Raw genomic sequence first — 22,163 nt, 5'->3', positions numbered from 1 at the left:
AGTGGTTATGAAGGCAAGAAATTTGCGTCATCGAGAAAGATTGAGGACAATGAAAGCAGGAGGAGAGGATAGAACATGAAAGAAATCCAAATTGATGTAATACAAGGAAAAGGGAGTTATTATGACCTTGGCCTCCTTGAAGGAACCCATCATCGAGATACACCTCTTTATGAAAATCACCGGAAGAGACGGAAGCGTTCCTTACGTAGCTACGAGACAAAAATGAATGAGGCAAAAGCTTACTACGATAGATTCGGGCCAGGAATTTGGGACGAGCTACGTGGTCTTGCTGATGGGCTAGGATGGACGCTTGAAGAGACGGTTCATGAATATAGTGGTTATCAGGCAGAATGGAAAAAATCCGGGTGCTCTGCAATGATGCAGGATGGATTTTATGCACGAAATTATGATTATCATCCAAAAACCTATGAAGGACGCTTTCTTTTGTGGAAGCCTGAAGATGGCTATGCAAGCGTAGGATTTGGGACAAGAATGATCGGACGTATGGACGGAATGAATGAAAAGGGGCTCGTAATTGGCTATCATTTCGTGAACAGACGTCGTCAAACAGACGGATTTATTTGCTGTGCCATTGCACGTTTTGTTCTCGATACGTGTGCAACCACAGAGGAAGCCATTGATGTTATCTCACGTGTCCCTCATCGTCAAGCATTCAATTATTCCGTGTACGATCGAGAAGGGAAAGGCGCGATTGTGGAGGCTTCGGGACGAGGAGTACACGTGACGAGGGGAGCTGCTTTAGGGTGTGCCAATCATTTTGATTACATGACAGAGGAAAATCGTCATCATCTCGTAGAGTCTAAAGAGCGGATGGCTCATATTGACGAACAGATTGGACGTTCACTTACTCCATATGAAGCGTATGAGCGATTCAATCAAAAAGAGTACGGGATTTTTAAGGAAGACTACAAAAATTCAGCGGGGACGCTTCATACGGTTGTCTATGTTCCCGAAACGCTGCAAGTACTCATTGGAGCAGGGAGAAATGCAAAGCCATTGTCTCTATCTTTTTCAAACTGGCTGAATGATTCGCCATTTCTTGTCAAAAAAATAAAAGGAACGTTTGCAACAGATGAAACGTTTCCATTCGAAGAGCCATTACGTTTTTAAGCGTAGTGGCTTTTACTTTGAAAAATTTCCTCGGCGACACTAGGTCAAGAGCAGTGAGCATGCCATGTGGAATTCATATGATGTAGTTACAACAGTGGATTAAAGGGAGGGAAGTTATGAGGAGAGACAGGGAGTCAAAACGAACGGTATTAAATGTATTAAAACAGATTTCAAAAAGCTTTCATACAAGTTTTGTGATTACAGACCCCTCCTTGCCAGACAACCCCATCATTTTTGCCAATCAGTGCTTCGAAGAGCTTACAGGCTATGAAAGAAACGAGTATCTTTATCAGAATTGTCGACTTCTTCAGGGGAGAAAAACAAATTCACGCGTAAGAGCTCAGATCAAACAAGCTATCGCTGAACAGCATTCCGGTATATTTGAAGTGCTAAATTATAAAAAAGATGGATCAGTTTTTTGGAACGAATTGTTTATTAATCCCATTTTAAATGACCAGGGGCACCCCTTGTACATTATTGCTATTCAACACGATATTACGAAACGAAAGCAAACTGAGATGATGGTTGAGGTGCAAAACAAGGTGTTAAGGGAAATTGAAGCGGGGATGTCGTTAAAAGAAGGCTTGATTTGCATTAAGGAGGTCGCCAACTTATTTTTGCACGACTGCGGAGAGTGTATCATTGCTGTAGAAGATGACCACACGCCTCTCTCGTTGACAACAGTAGGAGAAGATGAAGCTGGATTAGAGCCCCTCCTTTCCTCTCAAAACCCACAGAATGTCATACTAAATACGATACGTTCTGTCTCCTCGTTAATTTCAGTCATGTTTCATTTTGATTCCTCCTACATGCCAACAGATGCAGATCACGCCTTTTTAGAGCTCCTTTCTTCTGGCGTAAAAAATGCCGTTGAAAAATCGCAAAAGCAGCAAAGTATTCAACAACTCGTGTATTATGATCAGCTCACAGGTCTTCCAAACTTAGATTATTTCAAAAAAATTGGGAGCGAACTGATCGGGGAAGCAAAGGAGAGGAACACAAAAATTTTCGTTTTGCTGCTAGACGTGGATCATTTTAAATTAATTAACGATCACTTTGGTCACGAAATGGGCGATTTTATTTTAAAAGAGTTAACAAAGAGGCTTCAGCAGTGCACGGCAGGACACTATGAACTGGCGCGTTTTGGCGGAGATGAATTTGTCATGGTAGGAGAGTTTGAGTCTGAGGCACATGTTCTTGAGCTGCTTCAATGCATATTTCGGGAAACAGAATCACCCTTTTTACTTGATGAGAAGGAGTACTACGGATCATCAAGCGTTGGGGTAAGCGTATTTCCGATGGACGGAGGAGAAATAGGAGAGCTTTTGAAAAATGCGGACATTGCCATGTACATGGCTAAGAGAAAGGATAATGAAAAGTATGCGTTTTTTCAGCGACAGCATGGGGTAATCGCAGCTGAAAACTTCTCACTTGTTCGAGATCTTCACAATGCCATCATTAATCAGGAGTTTGTCGTCTATTATCAACCAAAAGTGAACATGATCACACGGAAAATTATTGGTTTTGAAGCGCTCGTAAGATGGATTCATCCAGAAAAGGGGATCATCTCACCTGACCGATTTATACCACTGGCCGAACGGCACGGCAAAATCATTGAAATTGAACACTTAGTGCTAGAACAAGTATGTAGGGATCAAAAAGCATGGCTAGATAGAGGATATGACCTGCGTAAAATAGCGGTCAATATTTCCGCTACCCAATTTTTTCGTTCCAATTTTTTAGAGGTCTTTCAGTCGATTTTACAGCGGTCTGGCATTAAAGCGAGCTGGCTGGAGCTTGAAGTAACCGAAAGAATTGCTATGACGGATATTCAGAAATTAATTCCGATTTTAAAAGAGCTTCAAACGATGGGAGTCTCTCTTTATATTGATGATTTTGGTACGGGATATTCGTCTCTACGCTATCTTCAGCAACTGCCGCTTTCAGGCCTGAAGATTGATCGATCGTTTATTTCCGACATCAACAGCAACAGCGGGAATTTGTCTATCGTGCGCTCTATTATCCAACTAGCAGTGAATTTAGGATTAACGATTGTCGCAGAAGGGGTTGAAACGACTGAAGAGCAACACGTTCTTATTCAATGTGGATGTATAGAAGCACAAGGATATTACTACGGGAAGCCAATATCAGCAGCTGAGATAGATAATCTCCTGAAGACGTAAAAAAAGAGAAGCGAGGTTGCTTCTCTTTTTTTATCAGGCGTTTCCGTCATTCCACTCAATTTCACCGCTTTTTTCATCGTAATCAACCGTTACGTTGAAGTCATGTTTGGAATAAAAATGAACGAGGCGCTCGACGTGATCCCAATCTCGTTTGGCAATATCACCTGTAATAAAGGGAATGTTTTTATCTCGAGCAATTTCTTTTAAGAAGTTCATGCAAATCGATCCGTACCCTTGATTAGCAGGGCCTTTAATATCGCCGATATGAATCGTATCTTCTTCTTTATATTGTGCCAAGATGGAAAAGTCCCATGTACCTCTATAAGCACGCTCACAGTCATTCACCATAAGCTTACAAATGTTTCCGTCATCAACCGCAGAAACAATGACCCATTTGTCATCCTTTGTTTGATCAATTCCAACAATTTCTGCGTCTTTTGCGATTTCCTTCATGTTTTCTTGCATACGAAAAAGCTGGAATTCTAGTTTTTCAAATTCCTCTTTAATTTCTTCAGGTTCACGAACATCTTCTTCAAAAGCTGATTTTATCATAGCCATAGCGATCAGTCTCCTTTCATATGGTGGCGATTTATCGTTTGCATAAGAGAGGGCAATATATATCCGTTCATTTCACACAGTTGTCTATTCTACTAAAAAAATAAAAATCATGCAAACAAAGCACTTTCCATTTGAGCAAACAAACGTTTCGAGGTACTATGGAGGATGTGAGTAAACGGAAAGAAAGAGTGACTTTATGAAAACGAACGGAGTATGTTATACTCATTTACAGCGAAAAAATCAGTATGAAAAAGAGATGAAAGCTTGCATTGAGCAAACGGTAGAATTGTTGCAGCGTCATACAACGAATGAACGAAAACCGGGGATGCTGCTTGGGAAAATCCAAAGCGGAAAAACGCGCACATTTATTGGGATTACGGGATTAGCCTTTGACAACGGATATGATGCAGTAATTGTGCTAACAAAAGGCACAAAAGCTCTTGCTCAGCAAACATATGAACGATTAAAAGAAGAATACAAAACGCTCTCAGAAGCAGACTGCGTTCAGGTGTTTGACATTATGAAGATTCCAACAAACCTTATTGCTTATGAGCTAGAGCAAAAATTAGTGTTTGTCGTGAAAAAGGAAATTCATAATATGAAACGACTTCATGACGCGCTGTTGCGCTATCCACAGCTCAAAGATCGCAATGTGCTTATTATTGATGATGAAGCAGATTATGCAAGCCTTGGGTTCACGAAGACGCAGCAGGAGACAACTGAAATTAAAGCCATTGCAGGACAAATTGATGAACTGAGAAAGGAAGTTAAAAACAGCGCTTTTCTCCAAGTGACGGCTACACCGTATTCGCTCTACCTACAGCCGGATGAATTGAAGGTGTCTGAGACGTCCCCTGTTTTTATGCCTATTAAACCAGCTTTTACGGTGTTAGTCCCAATCCCATCTACCTACATTGGAAGCGAGTATTACTTTGAAAACGAAGCGGTGCGAAAAAGCTTATTTGTACCTATTGATGAAAGGGAGCTTATGGCGTTAAAAAAGCCTGATCGTCGCCGTTTGAAGCTCGAAGAAGTACTAACGAGCAAAAGCATTGAAACATTGCGAAGGTCTGTGCTTTCTTTTCTAGTAGGAGGAGTTGTTCGCAGACTCCAACAGCGTAAAGAAGGAAAGACGTTGGAAAAATATAGCTTTATTATTCATACACAGCAGGCAAAAGCCTCTCATGACTGGCAGGAGAATGTTGTCCTCACATTAAAAGAAAGGCTAGGACAGCTTGCGGTTGATCAGCCAGTTGCTTTGCAGCAGATGCTTGAGAAGTGCTATGAGGAGATGGAGACAGCGCTTGAGAGTCCCCCGCCTAAGCAGGACGTCGTATACGAAGCGCTTTTTATGCTTCAAAAAGACTATCTTTTGGTTACGACAGTAAACTCTGAAAAGGAAATGAACCAGCTGTTAGATGAGCAGGGGCAGCTCAAGCTTCGCGCACCGCTGAATATTTTCATTGGCGGACAGATTTTAGACCGTGGCATCACAATTCGAAATTTAATTGGTTTTTACTATGGACGAAATCCGCGTAGCTTTCAACAGGATACCGTTTTACAGCATTCTCGAATGTTCGGTTACCGATCTCCGCAAGATCTCTCCGTCACGAAATTTTATACGACGGAAGAAATATACGAAGTTATGGAAAAAATTCACGATTTTGATACGGGGCTGCGTACGGCTTTTGAACAAGGTGGGCAAAACCAAGGCGTTGTCTTTATTGAACAAGACTTTTCAAGTAGATTGATTCCTTGTTCACCTAATAAGCTGCTATTGTCGCAAACAACGACGTTGAAGCCGCTTAAGCGAATGCTTCCGATCGGATTTCAGACGGGATATAAAACATACATCGCAAAAACTGTGAAGGATCTTGATCGCCGTATTAAAAGCAAATGGATAGAGAAGAAACCGTTTTTGATCGACATCGAAGAAGCCATTGACTACGTTCGACTAATCAAGCAGACCTTTGATCAACAAGAAGGAAAACAGTGGGATGAAGACGCATTTATTGCAAGCATGTCTTTTTTGTCTCGCTACACGAATTCTAAGCATAAAGGAAAAGTCTGGTGCGTCGTTCGATCAGGACGAAATATGAGCCGAGTACGGGCAAATGGCCGAGTTGAGGATGCGCCTGATACGACGGCAAATGGAAATAGTGAATTAACCGTCGCGAAGAAGCTTGCGCAACGAATTCCTGTCCTCATATTACTCCGGCAAAATGGTCGGGAAGAAAACGGCTGGAGAGGTTGTCCGTTTTGGTGGCCTGTTCTCGTCACGCCTAAAAACACAAAAACAGTCGTATTTTCTCGGGATCTTACAAAAAGCTAGGTCGTCTAAAAGGCATCTAGCTTTTTGTCTGAATTAAAACCTTTACAAGCCTGACCAAAAAAAGGGATAATAACGGTAATAGGCATACACAAAGAATGGGGGAGAGGTATATGTTAAGAGATGAAGAAAAAGAAGGCGTTTACAAAGCGATTGAGAACCGTCGGGACGTGCGAAGTTTTTTATCGACACCTATTCCTGACGAGAAACTACAAAAGTTGTTAGAAGCAGCACATCATGCTCCCTCTGTTGGATTTATGCAGCCGTGGAACTTTATTATTGTGACAAACGAAGAGACAAAAGAAAAGCTGGCATGGGCAGCCGATAAAGAAAAGCGAGCGCTTGCCATTCATTATGAAGACAAGCAAGAAAAAGAAAGTAAGTTTTTGTCTTTAAAGGTACAAGGATTAAAAGAAGCTCCGGTTACGATCTGTATTACGTGTGATCCAACAAAAGGGGGCTCACATGTGTTAGGCAGAAACTCCATTCCAGAGACGGATATTTTATCAACCGCTTGTGCCATTCAAAATATGTGGCTCGCTGCCTATGCAGAAGGACTTGCGATGGGCTGGGTTAGCTTTTACAAGAAAAATGACGTTCGCGATATTTTAGGCATTCCGCCACATGTGGAGCCCATCGCCCTGTTATCGATTGGCTATACGGAGGATTATCCAGAAAAGCCGATCTTAGAGAGCGCGAACTGGGAAAAGAGACGGATGCTTGATAGTTTGATTTTTAATGAAAAATGGGATGTAAATCAGCACAGCTAAGGGGTTAGAGAAAAGCCATTGCCTTTATACGGCGACGGCTTTTCTCTTTTTAATGCTCTTTTTTAAAACTTTTTTTAAAAAAAGTGATCCAAATAAAAATCTCCTCCGTTAGGTAATCAAACAGTGAAATTCGAGGAGGAAAAAACACATGAAAAAATCATTTTTAGCCGTACCATTAAGCGTATCACTTTTACTTCCAACAGCTGCATATGCAGCGGATATGAATCACAGCGGTAATCATCAGCAGATGACAACAAAAGAAAATACGAAGATGATGAAACCGACAGTTAGTTCACCGGCAGCCGACCTACGCGCGACGCTAGATGAATTATTATCAGAACATTCTTACTTAGCGGTTGTTGCGATGCAAAAAGGAATTGACGGTGCACCAGACTTTGAACAAGCAGCAGGTGCATTAAATGAAAATACAAACAGCCTCTCAAAAGCGATTGCGTCTGTATACGGTGAAGCAGCAGGAAATCAATTTAAAGAAATCTGGGGCAGTCATATCGGCTATTTCGTTGATTATGTAAAAGCAACAGGGGCAAAAGATGAAGCAGCAAAACAAATGGCCATTAAAAACTTGGATCAATACCGTGTCAAACAAGCTGACTTTTTGGATAAAGCAACAGAGGGGCGCTTAAAAGCAGCTGAACTTCGCGAAGGGCTGAATATGCACGTTCACGAGCTTTTATCAGCATTTGACAACTACGTAAAAGGTGATTACACAACAACATACAAAAGCGTACGCGAGTCTATCAATCATATGTACGGAGTGGGAAAAAGCTTCTCTTGGGCAATTACAGATCAGTTTCCTCAAAAATTTAACAATACAAAAGTAGATACAGCGGCAGTAGATTTACGTGAAAACCTAAATAGCCTTCTGTCTGAGCATGCGGCACTTGCTGTGCTAGCGATGCAAAAAGGAATTGACGGCGCGAAGGATTTTGAAGCAGCAGCAGGAGCATTAAATCAAAATACGGATGATCTTTCAAAAGCGATCGCGTCTGTATATGGTCAAGCAGCAGGAGATCAATTTAAAACGATTTGGAGCAGTCATATCGGCTACTTCGTTGACTATGTAAAAGCAACGGGAACAAAAGATGAGGCAGCAAAACAAATGGCGATGAAACAGCTAGATCAGTACCGCGTAGAGCAAGCGAAATTTTTAGATGATGCAACAGGTGGACGTCTAAAAGCGGCCGACCTTGAATCAGGACTTAAAGTGCACGTGGACGAATTGCTAAAAGCATTTAACACGTATACAGAAAAAGACTACGCTACAACATACCCAACGATCCATGAGGCATATGAGCATATGTTCATGGTAGGAGAAGGGTTATCTGGTGCAATTGTCGATCAGTTCCCTCAAAAGTTCCAAAGTCAAATGCCAACTCAAATGCCGAAAACAGGTATGGGTGGAACAGCCGAGTCTGGCATGAGCAATTCAATGATTGCATGGGGAGCGGTAGCATTTGTGCTCGCCGGTGCGTTTGCGACAATTATCGTACGCCGTAATCGTCAACAGGGATAAGGAAAGAGGGAAAAAGCGATGGATGAATTCCATCGCTTTTTTATGTGGACAAACAGCGTATTTCCATGCATTTGGTGTATAATGGTAGTATACATAAGCAGTAAAGGAGAGGTACATATGACATTTTCAGCAGATAAAACGATTGAACTTATTGAGAAATTGGTTTCCATTCCAAGTCCTTCAGGCTACACAGAAGAGGTGATTACATACGTAGAATCTCTTTTAAAAGAACTCAACGTAGAAACAAAGCGTAATCGAAAAGGTGGATTAATTGCTACCATCCCAGGCCAGAATCAAGAGCAACATCGTATGCTTACAGCGCACGTCGATACGTTAGGGGCAATTGTGAAAGAAATTAAAGCAAGTGGACGACTCGTCATCGACTTAATCGGGGGATTTCTTTACAACTCCATTGAGGGAGAGTATTGCCAAATTGCTACGTCAGCTGGAAAGGTGTATACGGGAACAATTTTGATGCATCAAACATCTGTTCATGTATACAAAGATGCTGGAAAAGCAGAGCGCAATCAAGCGAATATGGAAGTAAGAATTGATGAAGTCGTTAAAAGTGCAGAGGACGTTCGTAAGCTTGGAATTGAAGTAGGAGATTTTGTTTCATTCGATCCTCGTGTACAGGTAACGGAAAGTGGATTTGTAAAGTCCCGCCATCTAGATGATAAAGCAAGCGTTGCTATTTTATTAGAAGTGATTCGCCAAGTAAAAGAGGAAGAATTGCAGCTACCATATACGACGCATTTTTTAATCTCAAATAATGAAGAAATCGGCTATGGAGGAAACTCAAACATTTCGCCTGAGACGGTCGAATATTTAGCCGTTGATATGGGGGCGATTGGAGACGGTCAGGCAACAGATGAATACACGGTTTCTATTTGTGTGAAAGATTCAACTGGACCATATCATTACGGTCTTCGTCAGCATTTGGTTAGTCTTGCGAAGGAAAATAACGTTGAGTATAAGCTAGATATTTATCCACATTACGGTTCAGATGCATCTGCGGCGATCCGAGCAGGACATGACATCGTCCACGGCTTAATTGGTCCTGGAATTGATTCTTCTCACGCATTTGAACGCACACATAAAACGTCGATCGAGCATACAACAGCATTGATCTATCATTATATTCAATCAAAAATGGTGCTGTAAGCAATATAGCAATGACGTCTTAAAGGAGATTTTCCAACTCGTTCTCAATGAGTAAAGGAGGAATCGTGCACAATGAAAAAGCTCAGCGTGTATGTGCTAACGTTCGTATCCGTCATTTTATTTGTGAGTGGGTGCAGTCAGAGTGAGACAGAAAAATCAACGGTCTTCAAATACAAAGATTCGTATGTTGGCAATAACAGTGCAGTTATTAACATCACCAAGCAATTAAAGCATGGAAAAGAACTAAAAGAAATTTCTCTTCAAACGCAGAAGAAGCCTTATGGGGTTACGCTCGATTATAAGAAAATGAGTGAGAACGTCACCGAGAAGGAGCTAAAAGATACCGCTATATCGAATGCCACTTTTCTATTTGCGCTTATTAAAAATGTTGATACGGTTACATTTAAGTTTCCAAATCAAGATTTAACAGTTTCAAGAGCAAAACTAGAAGATTGGTACGACGTAACTTTGGGAGACTACAAAAAGGAAGAGGAATTAAGAAAACTGATCAAAAAGCAGTTAAAATCAGATCAGGAAATGGATGCTGTTTTTTCATAAACGAGCTGACCGCGCTAATAGACTTGGCGCGGTCTTACATGTGGAATAGTTGACTTCTTCCGCGTTTTCAATGAAAATGAGTTCAATAAGAACAGAGAGATAGGATGAAGAGATTGAACGTATTAAACACCTTGTGGAATTTGTTTCTAACCTCAGGACTTCAGTTGCTTTCGCTGCTAGGCGTTATCATAGGAGTCGGTTTTTTACTAGGATTTTTACAAAACTATTCTCGATCCTTTATCGCAAGCGCATTTGGGAATAGAGGCTTTTTGCTAACGGCCTGGATTGGGACGCCTATTCACGAATTTGGGCATGCGGTGATGTGTATCGTTTTTCGTCATGATATTACGGACGTGCAGTGGTTCCCAAAACGTGCTACGGACGGTCATTTAGGATATGTGAGTCATCAATATAATCCTCACAGTCTTTATCAGCGAGTAGGAAACTTTTTTATTGGTGTGGCACCTGTGCTAATCGGTATTGCCGTTTTAGTGGGAGGCCTTTACTTGCTTGTCCCACCTTCCTATGACACGCTCATTCACTATGTGCAAACCGATGTAAAAGCAGAGGGATTTACAGTAGCAATGTTCCAAAAAGCACTACTTGCAGGCGTTGTATTGTTGAAGAGCTTGTGGAGTATGGACTATCTGATAAGCGTCAAATTTTGGCTGTTTTTATTTCTCGCTATTTGTATTTCGACGCATATTGCGTTAAGTACAGCTGATATAAAAGGTGCGACAGACGGTGTCATCGCCATTTTTATTTTACTTATCGTGCTCAATGCGATTTCGATCTGGACACCGTTGCAGGCAAATAAAGTGATTGATGTGCTAATTAGCTATAATGCGTATGTGCTCGCTTTTTCTAGTATTGCGCTGCTGTTTTCCGTCCTAACGTGCGTGATAAGCTTTAGTATTAGTCGAGTGAGATTTTGGTCGTAAAAAAAGGAAAACGAAGCAAATCGTTTTCCTTTTTTATAGGTTGCGAAATTTTTTTGAACGACTTTACTCTTTTCCTGAGGTAAGTTCTGTTCTTGTGTTCTGTTTCGTATTAAAGTGTGATAAGTTAAAATAGTCTAAATATTTAAAGATACATTGTAGCAAAGTACCAGCAGGAGATGATTTCAATGGTCGATGCCATATCGTTACTAAAAGAGTTAGTTAAAATTGATAGTTCAACAAAAGAACTGGCAAATGAAGCGGTACATTTTTGTGAGAAGTGGCTCGCTTCATTTGATATAAATGCCACCGTTTTAGAGAACAACGGGTTTCTTATGCTCGTAGCAGAGATCGGAAGCGGTGAGCGCACGCTGATTTTAAATGGCCACGTAGATGTTGTACCAGGAAATGAGGATCAGTTTGAGCCATATGTGGAAGGAAACAAGCTATACGGAAGGGGCTCCGCGGATATGAAGGCAGGTCTCGCGGCTATGATGGGGGCATTTGTAGAGCTAAAGAATGATTCCTTACCATGTAAGGTGCAGCTTCAAATTGTTTCCGATGAGGAAACGGGGGGCTTAAACTGCGCACAGTTTTTAAGTGATCAAGGATATCTTGGTGATTTTGTTATTTGCGGTGAACCGACTCAGCTTAATATTGGACTGCAAGCAAAGGGAATTGTACAAGTTGATGTAACGATTAAAGGAAGCGCTGCTCACGGAAGTCGTCCGTGGGAAGGAGATAACGCCATTCAAAAGGCACTTCGCGTTTATGAAGAGATCTTGAGCTTGCCTTTTACGAAAGAATCTTCACCCATGTATGAGAGGCCTTCTGTGAATCTAGCAAAAATTAGCGGCGGTGATGCTTATAACCGCGTACCAGATATGTGTGTGATATCTGTAGACATTCGCTTTCTTCCGGAACAAACGAAGGAGCGCGTGTTGGCTGAGCTAAACACCATTTCAGATATTGCAAGCATACACGTGCATTCGGATGGTGATCCAATTGCAACGAAAGAAGACGACCCATACGTCCAAAAACTATATTCGATTGTCAACAAAACCTCTCATGAAGCCATTCTGTTTGGTCAGCACGGCTCAGCGGACGGCCGCTTTTACTCTCGTTTTGGCATACCAGCAGTTGAGTTTGGTCCAAGAGGTGCCCATTGGCATGGCGAAAAAGAGTACGTTGAAATCGACTCCGTTTATCTTTATCAGGATATCTTAAAAAAGTTGGCTCACTTATTTTAAGAAAAGCGCTTGCTTAAGGGCGCTTTTTTTTGTATTTTATGTTAAAATATTCCAGTTAAGGGGGATAACGATGACAATAAGTATAGAAATTGAAAAAGAGATTACGAGTAAACTTAATGGTTCTACTAGTACTGCTGAAAGAGTTGCGCGTTTGTTCTCATGGATTTGCAACGAGTTTCAGTGGGTTGAAACAGATTATGTAGACCGGAGCTTTGAAGAGATTATGCAGCGAAAGGCAGGTAACTGCGCCGAGCAAGCGAAAGTGGTAGAAACGTTACTATCTTACATAGGTATTAAAACAAGGTGGGTGCTTGAGATCAACGCTCAACCGGACTATATAGAAAGACAACAGTTCGCCGAGCAACTTGTTGCCGAGCAGGGAAACTTCTATTCCATTTTCGGTTTAAATCATAACGACCACCGTTGGATTGAATACTATGATGCGGATCAGAGGGACTGGTGTCCACTAGATACGTCGTTTGCTATTTTAGGGATTGAATCGTTTATGGAAAAGCGGCTGGGCTTTTATCATCAGTCCATACCCTCTACAGAAGGAATTATTCCGTTTTGCTTGTTTGCTTTAGATGCCAACCATCAGCCGTTAGAAGAACGATCCAGTGAGTATCTCATAAAGAAATTTCCGTTTTCTTTTAAGGAGAATTCAAGTTCGACAGCGATCTGGAAAGAGTGGGAAGCATTAATTAACGAACTAACGTTACTTGGTATGAAGACTTACAAACAGGAGGTTAATTTTCATCTTCATCAAGATCAGGTGAAGAGATTTGTACAAGTATATGAAGAAATCAAACAGCTTCAGGTTGCTCAAAAAGTGGAGACGATTCAAAAGTAGGTCGTTCGGTTCACATAATGCAAGATAGACGATCATGACGCATCTGTTTTCTGAAAATCGACGGGTGAATTAGCGAATTACGGCAGGTAATTCGCTTTTTTATTGGCTATTTTCTCAATACAGTATAGCAATACGGGGTGATACACTTTAACTATACGCACGGAAGATATGAGGGAATGAGCTTATGAACAAAAAAGCGCAAATGACGATTGGTTGTGTTCTGCTTGTCATTGCTGTTGGAGCGTCAGCGCTTGCTATTTCTTATCTCTATCACCCTATTTTATATGTAATAGGGGGAAAAGTGGTGCGCACCAACGATTGGCAACATATCAAGCACTTATACATAACCAATGATCAAGAGGAAGAAAAGATGCTAGAGATGAGGAGTTTAGAGGATCTCGTCGTAACAAAAGGAAAAGAGATGAACATCAAAGCCAACCCGCGAGAAATTCAAACGCAGCTAGAGCAACTGGGGAAAACAAGTACTGAGCGAGCGAAAGCCTTGAAAGATTTGAACATGTCAGAGGAAGAAAGCGTTCAAAGCATTCGACGTTCGACTATAGGCTTTAAAGTGAAAAAAGCCATTACTGAAAACGTCAAGGTGTCAGAACAGGAAATGCAACAGTTTTATACTGATCATCAGCAGGCATTTATGGTACCAGTGTTTCGAACAGTTACGTATATGCAGTCCGATCATCCATTACCGAATGTAAATAAAAATACGATGAAGTCTTTGAACCCTTCTTCTCGTATGAAGGTGGTTCGACAAGAGCTTGTTTCATTTGAGCAAATGAAAGGTGAAGTGGGGGAAACGATTGCGCGTAACATGTTTCGTGCTCCACTTCATGAACTCCAGGGACCTATTAAAGAAGGTCCTCTATATTATTGGATACTAGTAGAAAATGAAACAAAAGAAGAAGTGCAAGCTTATCCACAGGTAAAACCAAAAATCTATTCCACGCTCTTAATGGAAAAACAAAATCGATATTTTCAACGCTGGTTAGAGAAGCAAAAGGAAGTACAGGACTACCAGATTTATCCTGAACATCTTGCCGCGACAAAGTGGAACGGATTCTGGGAGGACTTTTTTATGAATATACGCTTACTTGTTAAATAAGAAGAGGGGGAACGAGAATGAAAAAAAGATATGTCAGCACTGTTTTACTTTCGATGAGCCTATTGTTTAGCACACCTGCTTTTGCGGCAAAAGGAGAAGTAGCGGATGAAGCAAACTGGGATGTGGCTCCTGCACCTTCTAACTATAATCCAGCGTTAAAAGAAAAGTTAGATAAGCAAGGAAAAACAAATGGCGTTTCAACTCTTGCATCAAATCCTGTAATAGTCATTGATCCAGGGCACGGAGGAAGTGATTCCGGTGCGGTTGGCAACGGGCTTCAAGAGAAAAATCTTACGCTTGATATTGCGACTCGTGCTAAAAATTATGTCGTGGCAAATTATCCTGCCACTGTTTATATGACAAGAAGCTCAGATGCCACGGTATCATTAGAAGACCGCGCATCTTATGCGAATAACCTAGGAGCTAGTTTTTTTGTTTCGATGCATATTAACAGTGCAACGGCAACAAGTGCAAATGGACTTGAAACATATAATTATTACGGTAGCACAAACGGAGCGCAGCTAGCAACGAGCGCCTACAACAAGCTTAAAACGTCCTATTCATCGCTTCGAGGTGTCAAGGAAGCAGGTTTTTATGTTCTTAAGTATACGAATATGCCTGCAATGCTAGGGGAAACAGGTTTTATTTCTAATAGCACGGACGCTGCTAATCTCGGAAGTGCATTGTTCCGTCAAAACCTTGCCACCCAGTATGCGCAGGGAATGCACGAATATTGGTGGGGATTTTAATGAAAAAAGGTGACGTCCAAAACGGAGCGTCACCTTTTTTGTTAGAAAAACGTTAAACCGATGCCGAAGATTATACCTGACACAAGAAGAGTCGTGACACAGTAGCCCATAATATCACGTGCCCCTAAGCCTGCGATGGCTAAAGCAGGGAGCGCCCAAAATGGCTGTGCCATGTTCATCCATGCTTCTCCATAGGCAATGGCCATTGCTGCTACGCCGGGATCGACGTGTAGTTTCGCTGCCGCCTCCATAATAAACGGGCCTTGAACGACCCAGTGTCCGCCACCTGAAGGGACAAAAAAGTTGATAACTCCCGAGCTAAGAAAAGCGAAAAACGGGAATGTAAATGGATTTGAAACGGATATAAAGGCATTTGTCAGCATGCCTCCAAGCCCAGAAAGCTCCATCATTCCTTGAATACCAGCATAGAACGGAAATTGAATCATAATACCTGCCGTACCTTTAGCCGCATTTGCCACGGCATTCATGTATGAAAGTGGCGTTCGGTGAAGAAGAAGGCCTGTTGTAAAGAACAAAAGATTGACGGTGTTAATATCAACTTTCGCACCGTTTTGTACGAAATAATACACTAGGTAAGAATAGCCTAAAAGGGCAATTAAGATACTTAATATCTGACTATTTTCCATACGAACAGCAAACGTTTTTTTCTCCGTGTCCGATTTCGTTGCTAACACAGTAGAAGCCGTTTCTTCTTCTGCTAAAAGGCGTGGATCAATTTCAACCACGTCTTTTCCCGTTGGCATCATGAGCCTAGTCATAATAGGTAATACAATTAAAAGACCCAACGTAATAAATAAATTAAAGCCTGTGAAAATAGTTTGCGAGAGTGGAATAATACCTGTCATTTTCTCTAACGGATTCCCAGGGGTAGCGGCAACGAGTGGGACAGAACCTGAAAGACCGCCGTGCCATGTTAAAAATCCAATGTACGCACAGGCAATTAAGAAGCGATAATCAGATCCTGGCACGCGCTTGGCAACTTCACGTGCAAAAAGAGCACCAACAATTAGACCAAACCCCCAGTTAATAAAACAAGCAATCCCAGAGCCAAGCGTAACCAATAGTACACCTTGGGCAGGAGTATTGGCTAAATTTGCGAGCTTAACAAGCCATCTTTTCACAAGGGGAGAACTTGCTAGTGCATGCCCCGTTACGAGCACTAAACTCATTTGCATGGCAAAAGCAAGCAAGTTCCAAAAGCCGCTTCCCCAAAATTCAACCATTTCAATCGGACCATGGGACGTAAAGATGATTCCAGATGCAAATAAAATGAGCGTGAGAATGAGCGCAAAGACGAATGGATCTGGTAAAAAACGTTGAACAATTGCTGTGAAGAAATTGGATAACGCTTTCATTTTAAACCTCCTAAAGGAAATGTATTATGTAGGAGAAGGTCTTGGTGCGTTAATGCGCTAATAATATACAAAATTATACAAAAAATCCCCTAGATGAATAGGGGAAAAGGTCGGATTGTCGATTAATAAACCTCTTTTACGATCTATGCTTTTCGATATAGGTGTCGATTTCACCTTCGGGTACTTCGCCTTCGATTCCTAAGTAGAAATGGCGGATGGGTTTTAAGTCCTGATCAAGTTCATACACAAGTGGAATGCCTGTTGGAATGTTTAAGTTCGCAATGCCGTCTGGTGAAATGTGATCGAGATATTGCATCAGACCTCTCAGCGTATTACCGTGAGCCGAAATTAGTACTTTCTTTCCTTCTTTAATACTTGGAGCAATCGTTTCATGCCAATATTTAAGCATTCGTGCTTCGGTATCTTTTAAGTTTTCAGTAAGTGGGTACTCTCCGTCCTGTAATTCTGCATAACGTGGGTCATCGGCTTCATAGCGATCATCGCTTTTTTCTAATGGAGGCGGCTTAACATCCATAGATCTTCTCCACTGATGAACCTGATCTTCTCCATATTTTTTGGCTGTCTCTTCTTTGTTAAGACCTTGCAACGATCCGTAATGACGCTCGTTCAATCGCCACGATTTATATACGGGAATCCATTCTAAGTTCATTTCATGCAGCACAATCCAAAGCGTCCGAATCGATCGCTTTAAAACAGAGGTATAAGCTAAATTGAACTGGTAACCATGTTTACGCAAAATTTTCCCTGCTTCGCGCGCCTCCTGAAGGCCACTATCTGATAAATCAACGTCTGTCCACCCCGTAAATTTATTTTCTAAATTCCAAACGCTTTTTCCGTGTCGAATCAATACTAAAGTATACATCGCTTCGCCCTCGCATTTTTTCTATTTTTTGATACTATTCCCCGATTCGGTATCTTTTTATCATCGTGTACAAGGATTTTTAAAGCCGAGATGTCAGGAGAGCTATCAAATAACCTATAAATAGTGACATTATGGCTACAAAAGAGAAGGAAACAGCAAAAAAGATTTTACATTATGTCCGATGGAGGAATAGCTTCCGTGCGCTATAATGAATCAAGCTACTGAGTTTGAGAAATACACGGCTTAAAAAATCAGAAAATTTAAAAAATAAAGGAGTGAACATCACCAAAATCTATTTCAATTTTAGTCAAGAGATGGATGAAAAGAGGAGGTTTACGATGAAAACACAGGTGGAGAAACAGGGAATAGTGACGTTAACAGATGAGGTTGCGGCAGAGCTCAGTACAAGTTCACTGTGGAATGAAGACTTGCGTCCGACCACTTTTGCTGAACATTCATGGAAGGGAATTAACTTTGCGACGCTGTGGATTGGGATGTGTTTATGTATTCCAGCTTATACGATGGCAAGTGGAATGATTACGCTTGGAATGAATTGGTGGCAGGCCATTGGCACCATCTTTATAGGAAACGTTATTGTCCTTATTCCGATCTTGTTAAACTCGCATGCCGGAACAAAATTTGGTATTCCTTATCCGGTTTTTGCACGGCTTTGGTTTGGAGATAAGGGCGCTCATATTCCCGCGATGGCAAGAGCTATTGTGGCAGCAGGATGGTTTGGAATTAACACATGGATCGGAACCGGGGCCATTGACACCCTTTTGGCGGCTTCTTTTTCCGGATGGGCTAACTTACCTGGACATACAGCCATCATCTTTGCGCTATTTTGGCTCTTAAATGTAGGGGTAGCATACAAAGGACCTCAGGCTATTAAAGTTTTAGGCGCCATTTCAGCACCGGTAGTAGGAGTATCAGCAATTATTTTACTTATATGGGCGTTTACTCGATCCGGTGGCTGGGGGCCGATTTTAGAAACACCATCAAAATTTGAAACAACGGGCGCTTTTTTGAAAGTGTTCTTTCCAGCATTGACAGGCGTTATTGCGTTTTGGGCGACTCTTGCCCTCAACATCCCTGATTTTTGTCGATATGCCAGAAATCAAAAATCGCAGATGGTGGCACAAACGTTGTCTCTTCCACTGACAATGAGTATTTTTTCATTCATTGGCATTGCCGTGTCGTCTGCAACCATCGTTATTTTTGGCGAAGCGCTATGGGACCCTGTTCAGCTCATTGCAAAGTTCCCTCCGTTTGTAATCTTTTTAGGAACCGTTGTAATTGTACTTTCTTCTCTTACGATTAACGTAGGAGCCAACGTAGTAGCGCCTGCTCGTGCAATTGAGAACTTGAACCCAAGACGGATTACGTTTGCGATGGGGGCATTAATTACAGGACTTTTTGCAATCTTGCTACAGCCTTGGTACATTATGTCCAATTTCGGTAACTATATATTTGGGTGGTTAGGAACGTATGGAGCGTTACTAGGACCAATTGATGGAATTGCGATTGCTGATTACTGGCTTGTTCGAAAGCGACAAATGTCGCTAAAAGAATTGTATGATCCGAATGGACGCTACAGCTATTCGAGTGGCTATAATAAAAACGGTATTTACGCCTTAATTATTGGTGTACTTATTCCTGCTTTAGGACTCGTTGTTGCACCTCTACATTTTCTTTGGGAAAATGCATGGACCGTCGGGTTATTCATCTCAATCATTGCCTATACGTATTTAATGAGAGAAGATAAAAGCGTGTTAAAAGCAGGGGAATATGAGCAGATTACTTCTGTCGACACTGCGGTACCACCGAGCAACGATCAGTCGTCTCAGCCAGGAATCTCTCAATAACAGCAAAAAGGATCGCCTTTCTACTAGAGAAGGGCGATCCTTTTTGCTGTTTTATTTCTTTTTAATGTGATTCTGTTCATCTTTTTTGTTCCTATTTGGAAAGCGGCTAAACACCCACCGTAGAATAAGATAAATAAGAACTAATAGAATAAAACTAACTACTAATGACTGATCTTTTAAAAAGGGAAAGACTAACCCTACAATAAAAATATATAAAATACCGAAAGTAAGACTTCGTGACATATTTTCTCTCCTTCAATAAAGCGACGTTCAATTTAAGCAACTTTGTTTAGTATAACACGTGAAAAGAGGAAGTTTAAAAGGTGGGGGCTTAAATTCATTACAATTTCTTGAACATCACCGGATTAAGTAGCCAAGAAATCGTTGAAAACAGCAGGTTTTTCACTATTCTAAGCCGTATCTCTTAAAATAGTGAAAAAACCCCATGTAAATATCAAAGAATGTCAAAGAAGCATTGCTTTTAAAAAATAGTTATGGTAGTATCAAGATGTACTTATTAAAGACATTATATCGGTAGTTAGTATTCGCATGTTATGAGGGGTTATATTTCCAATGACATGTAATCCGTGATAGCATGCGAATCTTTCTTTAATGCTTTATAGTTAGTAAGTATAAATCTTAATGTATATTTTTCGGAGGTAGAAACATGAACACAGGTACAGTAAAATGGTTTAACGCAGAAAAAGGTTTTGGATTCATCGAAGTTGAAGGTGGAGAAGACGTATTCGTACATTTCTCAGCTATCACTGGTGAAGGTTTCAAAACTCTTGAAGAAGGTCAAAAAGTAAGCTTTGACATCACTCAAGGTAACCGTGGCGACCAAGCTGCTAACGTAGTAAAACTTTAATTTGATATTTAAAAAGGCTACTAACCAAATGGTTAGTAGCCTTTTTTTATTGTTTAATATTGAAACATGTGCAGTGATAATGGAGGTAAGGTTACACACTAGAGGCGGATTTTTGTGCTCAATAGTTCTGTAGCTTGATGCTGAGACATCCCTTTTACAAGACCTAATTCACTTATCAATACTTTTCGGGCATTTTCAAGCATGTGTTTTTCACTAGAGTTTAACGCTTTGGATTTATGAAGGTGAGAGAGGTCGCGAACTACTTCAGCGCAAGACTGCATATCGCCTGTTTTCATTTTTTCCAAATTTGTTTGGTAGCGTTGTTTCCATGAAGGTAATGTAACGCAATCGGCGTCATCAAAAATTGCCATTACTTGGTCAAGTCGTTGAATATCGACAACGGAACGAATTCCGGCAGTTTCAATTTTCTTTTTTGGAATCATGACCTGCATATCATTCACAGGCATTCTGATAATGTAATATTGCTGTATTTCACCTAATATTTCACGGTCTTCGATTGCTTCAATCGTCCCAGCGCCATGCATGGGGTAAAAAATATGATCACCAATTTGAAACAAATAAGCCACCTCCAATTAATCTATACTTAACCATATCATAAAAAATAAATAATATCAAAATTAATTATAATAACATTTTATAACTTTGAAAGTCAACAGATAGAAGGCGGTAGAATGCAATTCGGAATTAAAATGTAAATATTCAGAATATTATTTGTATATTTTTGATAAACATTGTATGATATTGGTGTAGTACATACCAACCGGTTAGTTAGTTTGGAGGAGTGATAAAATGAATTTTTCGTATTCACAAAAGGTCATTCAGCTACAGGAAAAGTTAACAACATTTATGGAAGAGCATGTGTATCCAAATGAAGCTCGCATCGAGGAATCGTTAAATGAACAATCGACCAGATGGTCTATACCGCCTCTCATGGAAGAGCTAAAAGAGAAGGCCAAACAACAAGGGTTATGGAATTTGTTTTTACCTCATAGTGAACTTGGAGCAGGATTAACAAATGTAGAATATGCGCCTTTATGCGAAATTATGGGACGATCAATGATTGCTCCTGAAATATTTAACTGCAATGCGCCTGACACAGGTAATATGGAGGTTCTTGAACGGTACGGGACCCCGCAGCAAAAAGAAGAATGGTTAATGCCGCTTTTACGCGGAGAAATACGCTCCTGTTTTTCGATGACCGAGCCAGATGTTGCGTCAAGTGATGCGACGAATATTCAGGCCAGTATTGTTCGAGATGGTGATGAATACGTTATTAATGGCCGTAAGTGGTGGTCATCAGGAGCAGGAGATCCGCGATGTAAAATTGCGATTGTGATGGGGAAAACAGATTCCTCAGCGCCTCGCCACGAGCAGCAGGCAATGATTCTCGTTCCGCTTGATACACAAGGAGTAACAATTGAGCGAATGCTTCCTGTTTTTGGTTATGATCATGCGCCACATGGTCATGCAGAAATTACGTATGATAATGTTCGTGTACCGGCTTCAAATATCATTTGGGATGAAGGAAAAGGATTCGCGATTGCGCAGGGACGTCTAGGACCAGGGCGCATTCACCACTGTATGAGACTCATTGGATCAGCAGAACGTGCGCTTGAAGAATTATGTAAGCGTGTACAAAAAAGGGTTGCGTTCGGGAAACCACTATCCAAACAGGGTGTTGTACTCGAATGGATTGCCGACTCACGCATTGAAATTGAACAAGCAAGATTATTAACTTTAAAGGCTGCTGCGATGATGGATACGGTCGGAAATAAAGAAGCGAAAGCAGAAATTGCCATGATCAAAGTCGTAGCGCCAAACATGGCGCTTCGCGTATTAGACCGCGTCATTCAAGCATTTGGTGCCGCTGGTATGAGTGAAGATGTACCGTTCGCTGCTCATTGGGCAAACGCGCGTACCCTGCGTCTTGCGGATGGACCTGATGAAGTTCATCGCGCGCAAATCGCGCGATTAGAATTAAAAAAACACGATGTACAGCTACAGCGTGTCTGAATGGGG

General features: G+C 41.2%; 19 protein-coding genes. 15 read left to right on the top strand and 4 right to left on the bottom strand.

The genetic code is table 11. The features are described from left to right. The first annotated feature begins 75 nt into the window (after positions 1–75). Together AMD01_RS17400 and AMD01_RS17395 are read left to right on the top strand one after the other, a co-directional pair. On the top strand, positions 76–1,131 hold the full coding sequence (locus AMD01_RS17400) for a C45 family autoproteolytic acyltransferase/hydrolase (protein WP_053402720.1): 1,056 nt from the start codon (positions 76–78) through the stop codon (positions 1,129–1,131). Between the two features lie 116 nt (positions 1,132–1,247). Further along, complete coding sequence (locus tag AMD01_RS17395; protein ID WP_053402719.1) at positions 1,248–3,314, top strand: putative bifunctional diguanylate cyclase/phosphodiesterase; 2,067 nt, start codon at positions 1,248–1,250, stop codon at positions 3,312–3,314. A 33-nt stretch (positions 3,315–3,347) separates the two neighbouring features. Here AMD01_RS17395 and AMD01_RS17390 read toward each other — a convergent pair whose 3' ends face one another. Next, entirely contained in the window at positions 3,348–3,866 is a 519-nt protein-coding gene (locus AMD01_RS17390) for a hypothetical protein (RefSeq protein WP_053402872.1), read from the bottom strand. A gap of 202 nt (positions 3,867–4,068) precedes the next feature. Between AMD01_RS17390 and AMD01_RS17385 the strand changes: the two genes are divergently transcribed. The 10 genes from AMD01_RS17385 (at position 4,069) to AMD01_RS17340 (ending at position 15,131) form a co-directional block, all read left to right on the top strand. Further along, the gene (locus tag AMD01_RS17385) at positions 4,069–6,204 is read left to right on the top strand and encodes a Z1 domain-containing protein (RefSeq protein ID WP_053402718.1); all 2,136 of its coding nucleotides are present in this window, start codon (positions 4,069–4,071) and stop codon (positions 6,202–6,204) included. Between the two features lie 110 nt (positions 6,205–6,314). After that, positions 6,315–6,971 carry a 5,6-dimethylbenzimidazole synthase gene (gene bluB, locus AMD01_RS17380; RefSeq protein ID WP_053402717.1) on the top strand — a complete coding sequence of 219 codons (657 nt, stop codon included), beginning with the start codon at positions 6,315–6,317 and terminating at the stop codon, positions 6,969–6,971. Positions 6,972–7,119: 148 nt separating this feature from the next. Further along, the gene (locus AMD01_RS17375) at positions 7,120–8,505 is read left to right on the top strand and encodes a hypothetical protein (protein WP_053402716.1); all 1,386 of its coding nucleotides are present in this window, start codon (positions 7,120–7,122) and stop codon (positions 8,503–8,505) included. Between the two features lie 117 nt (positions 8,506–8,622). After that, on the top strand, positions 8,623–9,669 hold the full coding sequence (locus AMD01_RS17370; protein ID WP_053402715.1) for a M42 family metallopeptidase: 1,047 nt from the start codon (positions 8,623–8,625) through the stop codon (positions 9,667–9,669). Between the two features lie 72 nt (positions 9,670–9,741). Further along, a complete protein-coding gene (locus tag AMD01_RS17365; protein ID WP_053402714.1) occupies positions 9,742–10,227 on the top strand; it encodes a DUF4825 domain-containing protein in 486 nt (161 codons plus the stop codon). A 104-nt stretch (positions 10,228–10,331) separates the two neighbouring features. Then, entirely contained in the window at positions 10,332–11,168 is an 837-nt protein-coding gene (locus AMD01_RS17360) for a hypothetical protein (RefSeq protein ID WP_083446599.1), read from the top strand. Positions 11,169–11,353: 185 nt separating this feature from the next. After that, a complete protein-coding gene (locus tag AMD01_RS17355; RefSeq protein WP_053402712.1) occupies positions 11,354–12,415 on the top strand; it encodes a M20 family metallopeptidase in 1,062 nt (353 codons plus the stop codon). A 70-nt stretch (positions 12,416–12,485) separates the two neighbouring features. After that, positions 12,486–13,265, top strand: coding sequence for a transglutaminase-like domain-containing protein (locus AMD01_RS17350; RefSeq protein ID WP_053402711.1), 780 nt, complete (start codon positions 12,486–12,488; stop codon positions 13,263–13,265). A 184-nt stretch (positions 13,266–13,449) separates the two neighbouring features. Beyond that, on the top strand, positions 13,450–14,382 hold the full coding sequence (locus tag AMD01_RS17345; protein WP_053402710.1) for a peptidylprolyl isomerase: 933 nt from the start codon (positions 13,450–13,452) through the stop codon (positions 14,380–14,382). A gap of 17 nt (positions 14,383–14,399) precedes the next feature. Continuing rightward, positions 14,400–15,131 carry an N-acetylmuramoyl-L-alanine amidase gene (locus AMD01_RS17340; protein WP_053402709.1) on the top strand — a complete coding sequence of 244 codons (732 nt, stop codon included), beginning with the start codon at positions 14,400–14,402 and terminating at the stop codon, positions 15,129–15,131. A gap of 41 nt (positions 15,132–15,172) precedes the next feature. Here the strand turns inward: AMD01_RS17340 and AMD01_RS17335 are convergent, their stop codons facing one another. Both AMD01_RS17335 and gpmA read right to left on the bottom strand, forming a co-directional pair. Further along, entirely contained in the window at positions 15,173–16,507 is a 1,335-nt protein-coding gene (locus tag AMD01_RS17335; protein WP_053402708.1) for a TIGR00366 family protein, read from the bottom strand. 136 nt (positions 16,508–16,643) lie between these two features. Then, positions 16,644–17,390, bottom strand: a complete 747-nt coding sequence (gene gpmA, locus AMD01_RS17330; RefSeq protein WP_053402707.1) for a 2,3-diphosphoglycerate-dependent phosphoglycerate mutase — start codon at positions 17,388–17,390, stop codon at positions 16,644–16,646. A 338-nt stretch (positions 17,391–17,728) separates the two neighbouring features. On the opposite strand from gpmA, the gene AMD01_RS17325 reads away from it, so the two are divergent. Both AMD01_RS17325 and AMD01_RS17315 read left to right on the top strand, forming a co-directional pair. Continuing rightward, positions 17,729–19,255 (top strand): NCS1 family nucleobase:cation symporter-1, encoded by a 1,527-nt coding sequence (locus AMD01_RS17325; protein WP_053402706.1) that lies wholly within the window; start codon positions 17,729–17,731, stop codon positions 19,253–19,255. 667 nt (positions 19,256–19,922) lie between these two features. Then, entirely contained in the window at positions 19,923–20,123 is a 201-nt protein-coding gene (locus AMD01_RS17315) for a cold-shock protein (RefSeq protein ID WP_053402704.1), read from the top strand. A gap of 98 nt (positions 20,124–20,221) precedes the next feature. Here AMD01_RS17315 and AMD01_RS17310 read toward each other — a convergent pair whose 3' ends face one another. After that, on the bottom strand, positions 20,222–20,716 hold the full coding sequence (locus AMD01_RS17310) for a CarD family transcriptional regulator (RefSeq protein WP_053402703.1): 495 nt from the start codon (positions 20,714–20,716) through the stop codon (positions 20,222–20,224). A gap of 217 nt (positions 20,717–20,933) precedes the next feature. Between AMD01_RS17310 and AMD01_RS17305 the strand changes: the two genes are divergently transcribed. Then, the gene (locus AMD01_RS17305; RefSeq protein WP_053402702.1) at positions 20,934–22,157 is read left to right on the top strand and encodes an acyl-CoA dehydrogenase family protein; all 1,224 of its coding nucleotides are present in this window, start codon (positions 20,934–20,936) and stop codon (positions 22,155–22,157) included. Positions 22,158–22,163 lie beyond the last annotated feature (6 nt).

The sequence above is a fragment of the Priestia koreensis genome (genome assembly GCF_001274935.1).
In the GTDB taxonomy this organism is placed as follows: domain Bacteria; phylum Bacillota; class Bacilli; order Bacillales; family Bacillaceae_H; genus Bacillus_AG; species Bacillus_AG koreensis.
This window is presented reverse-complemented; position numbering and strand designations above follow the sequence as displayed.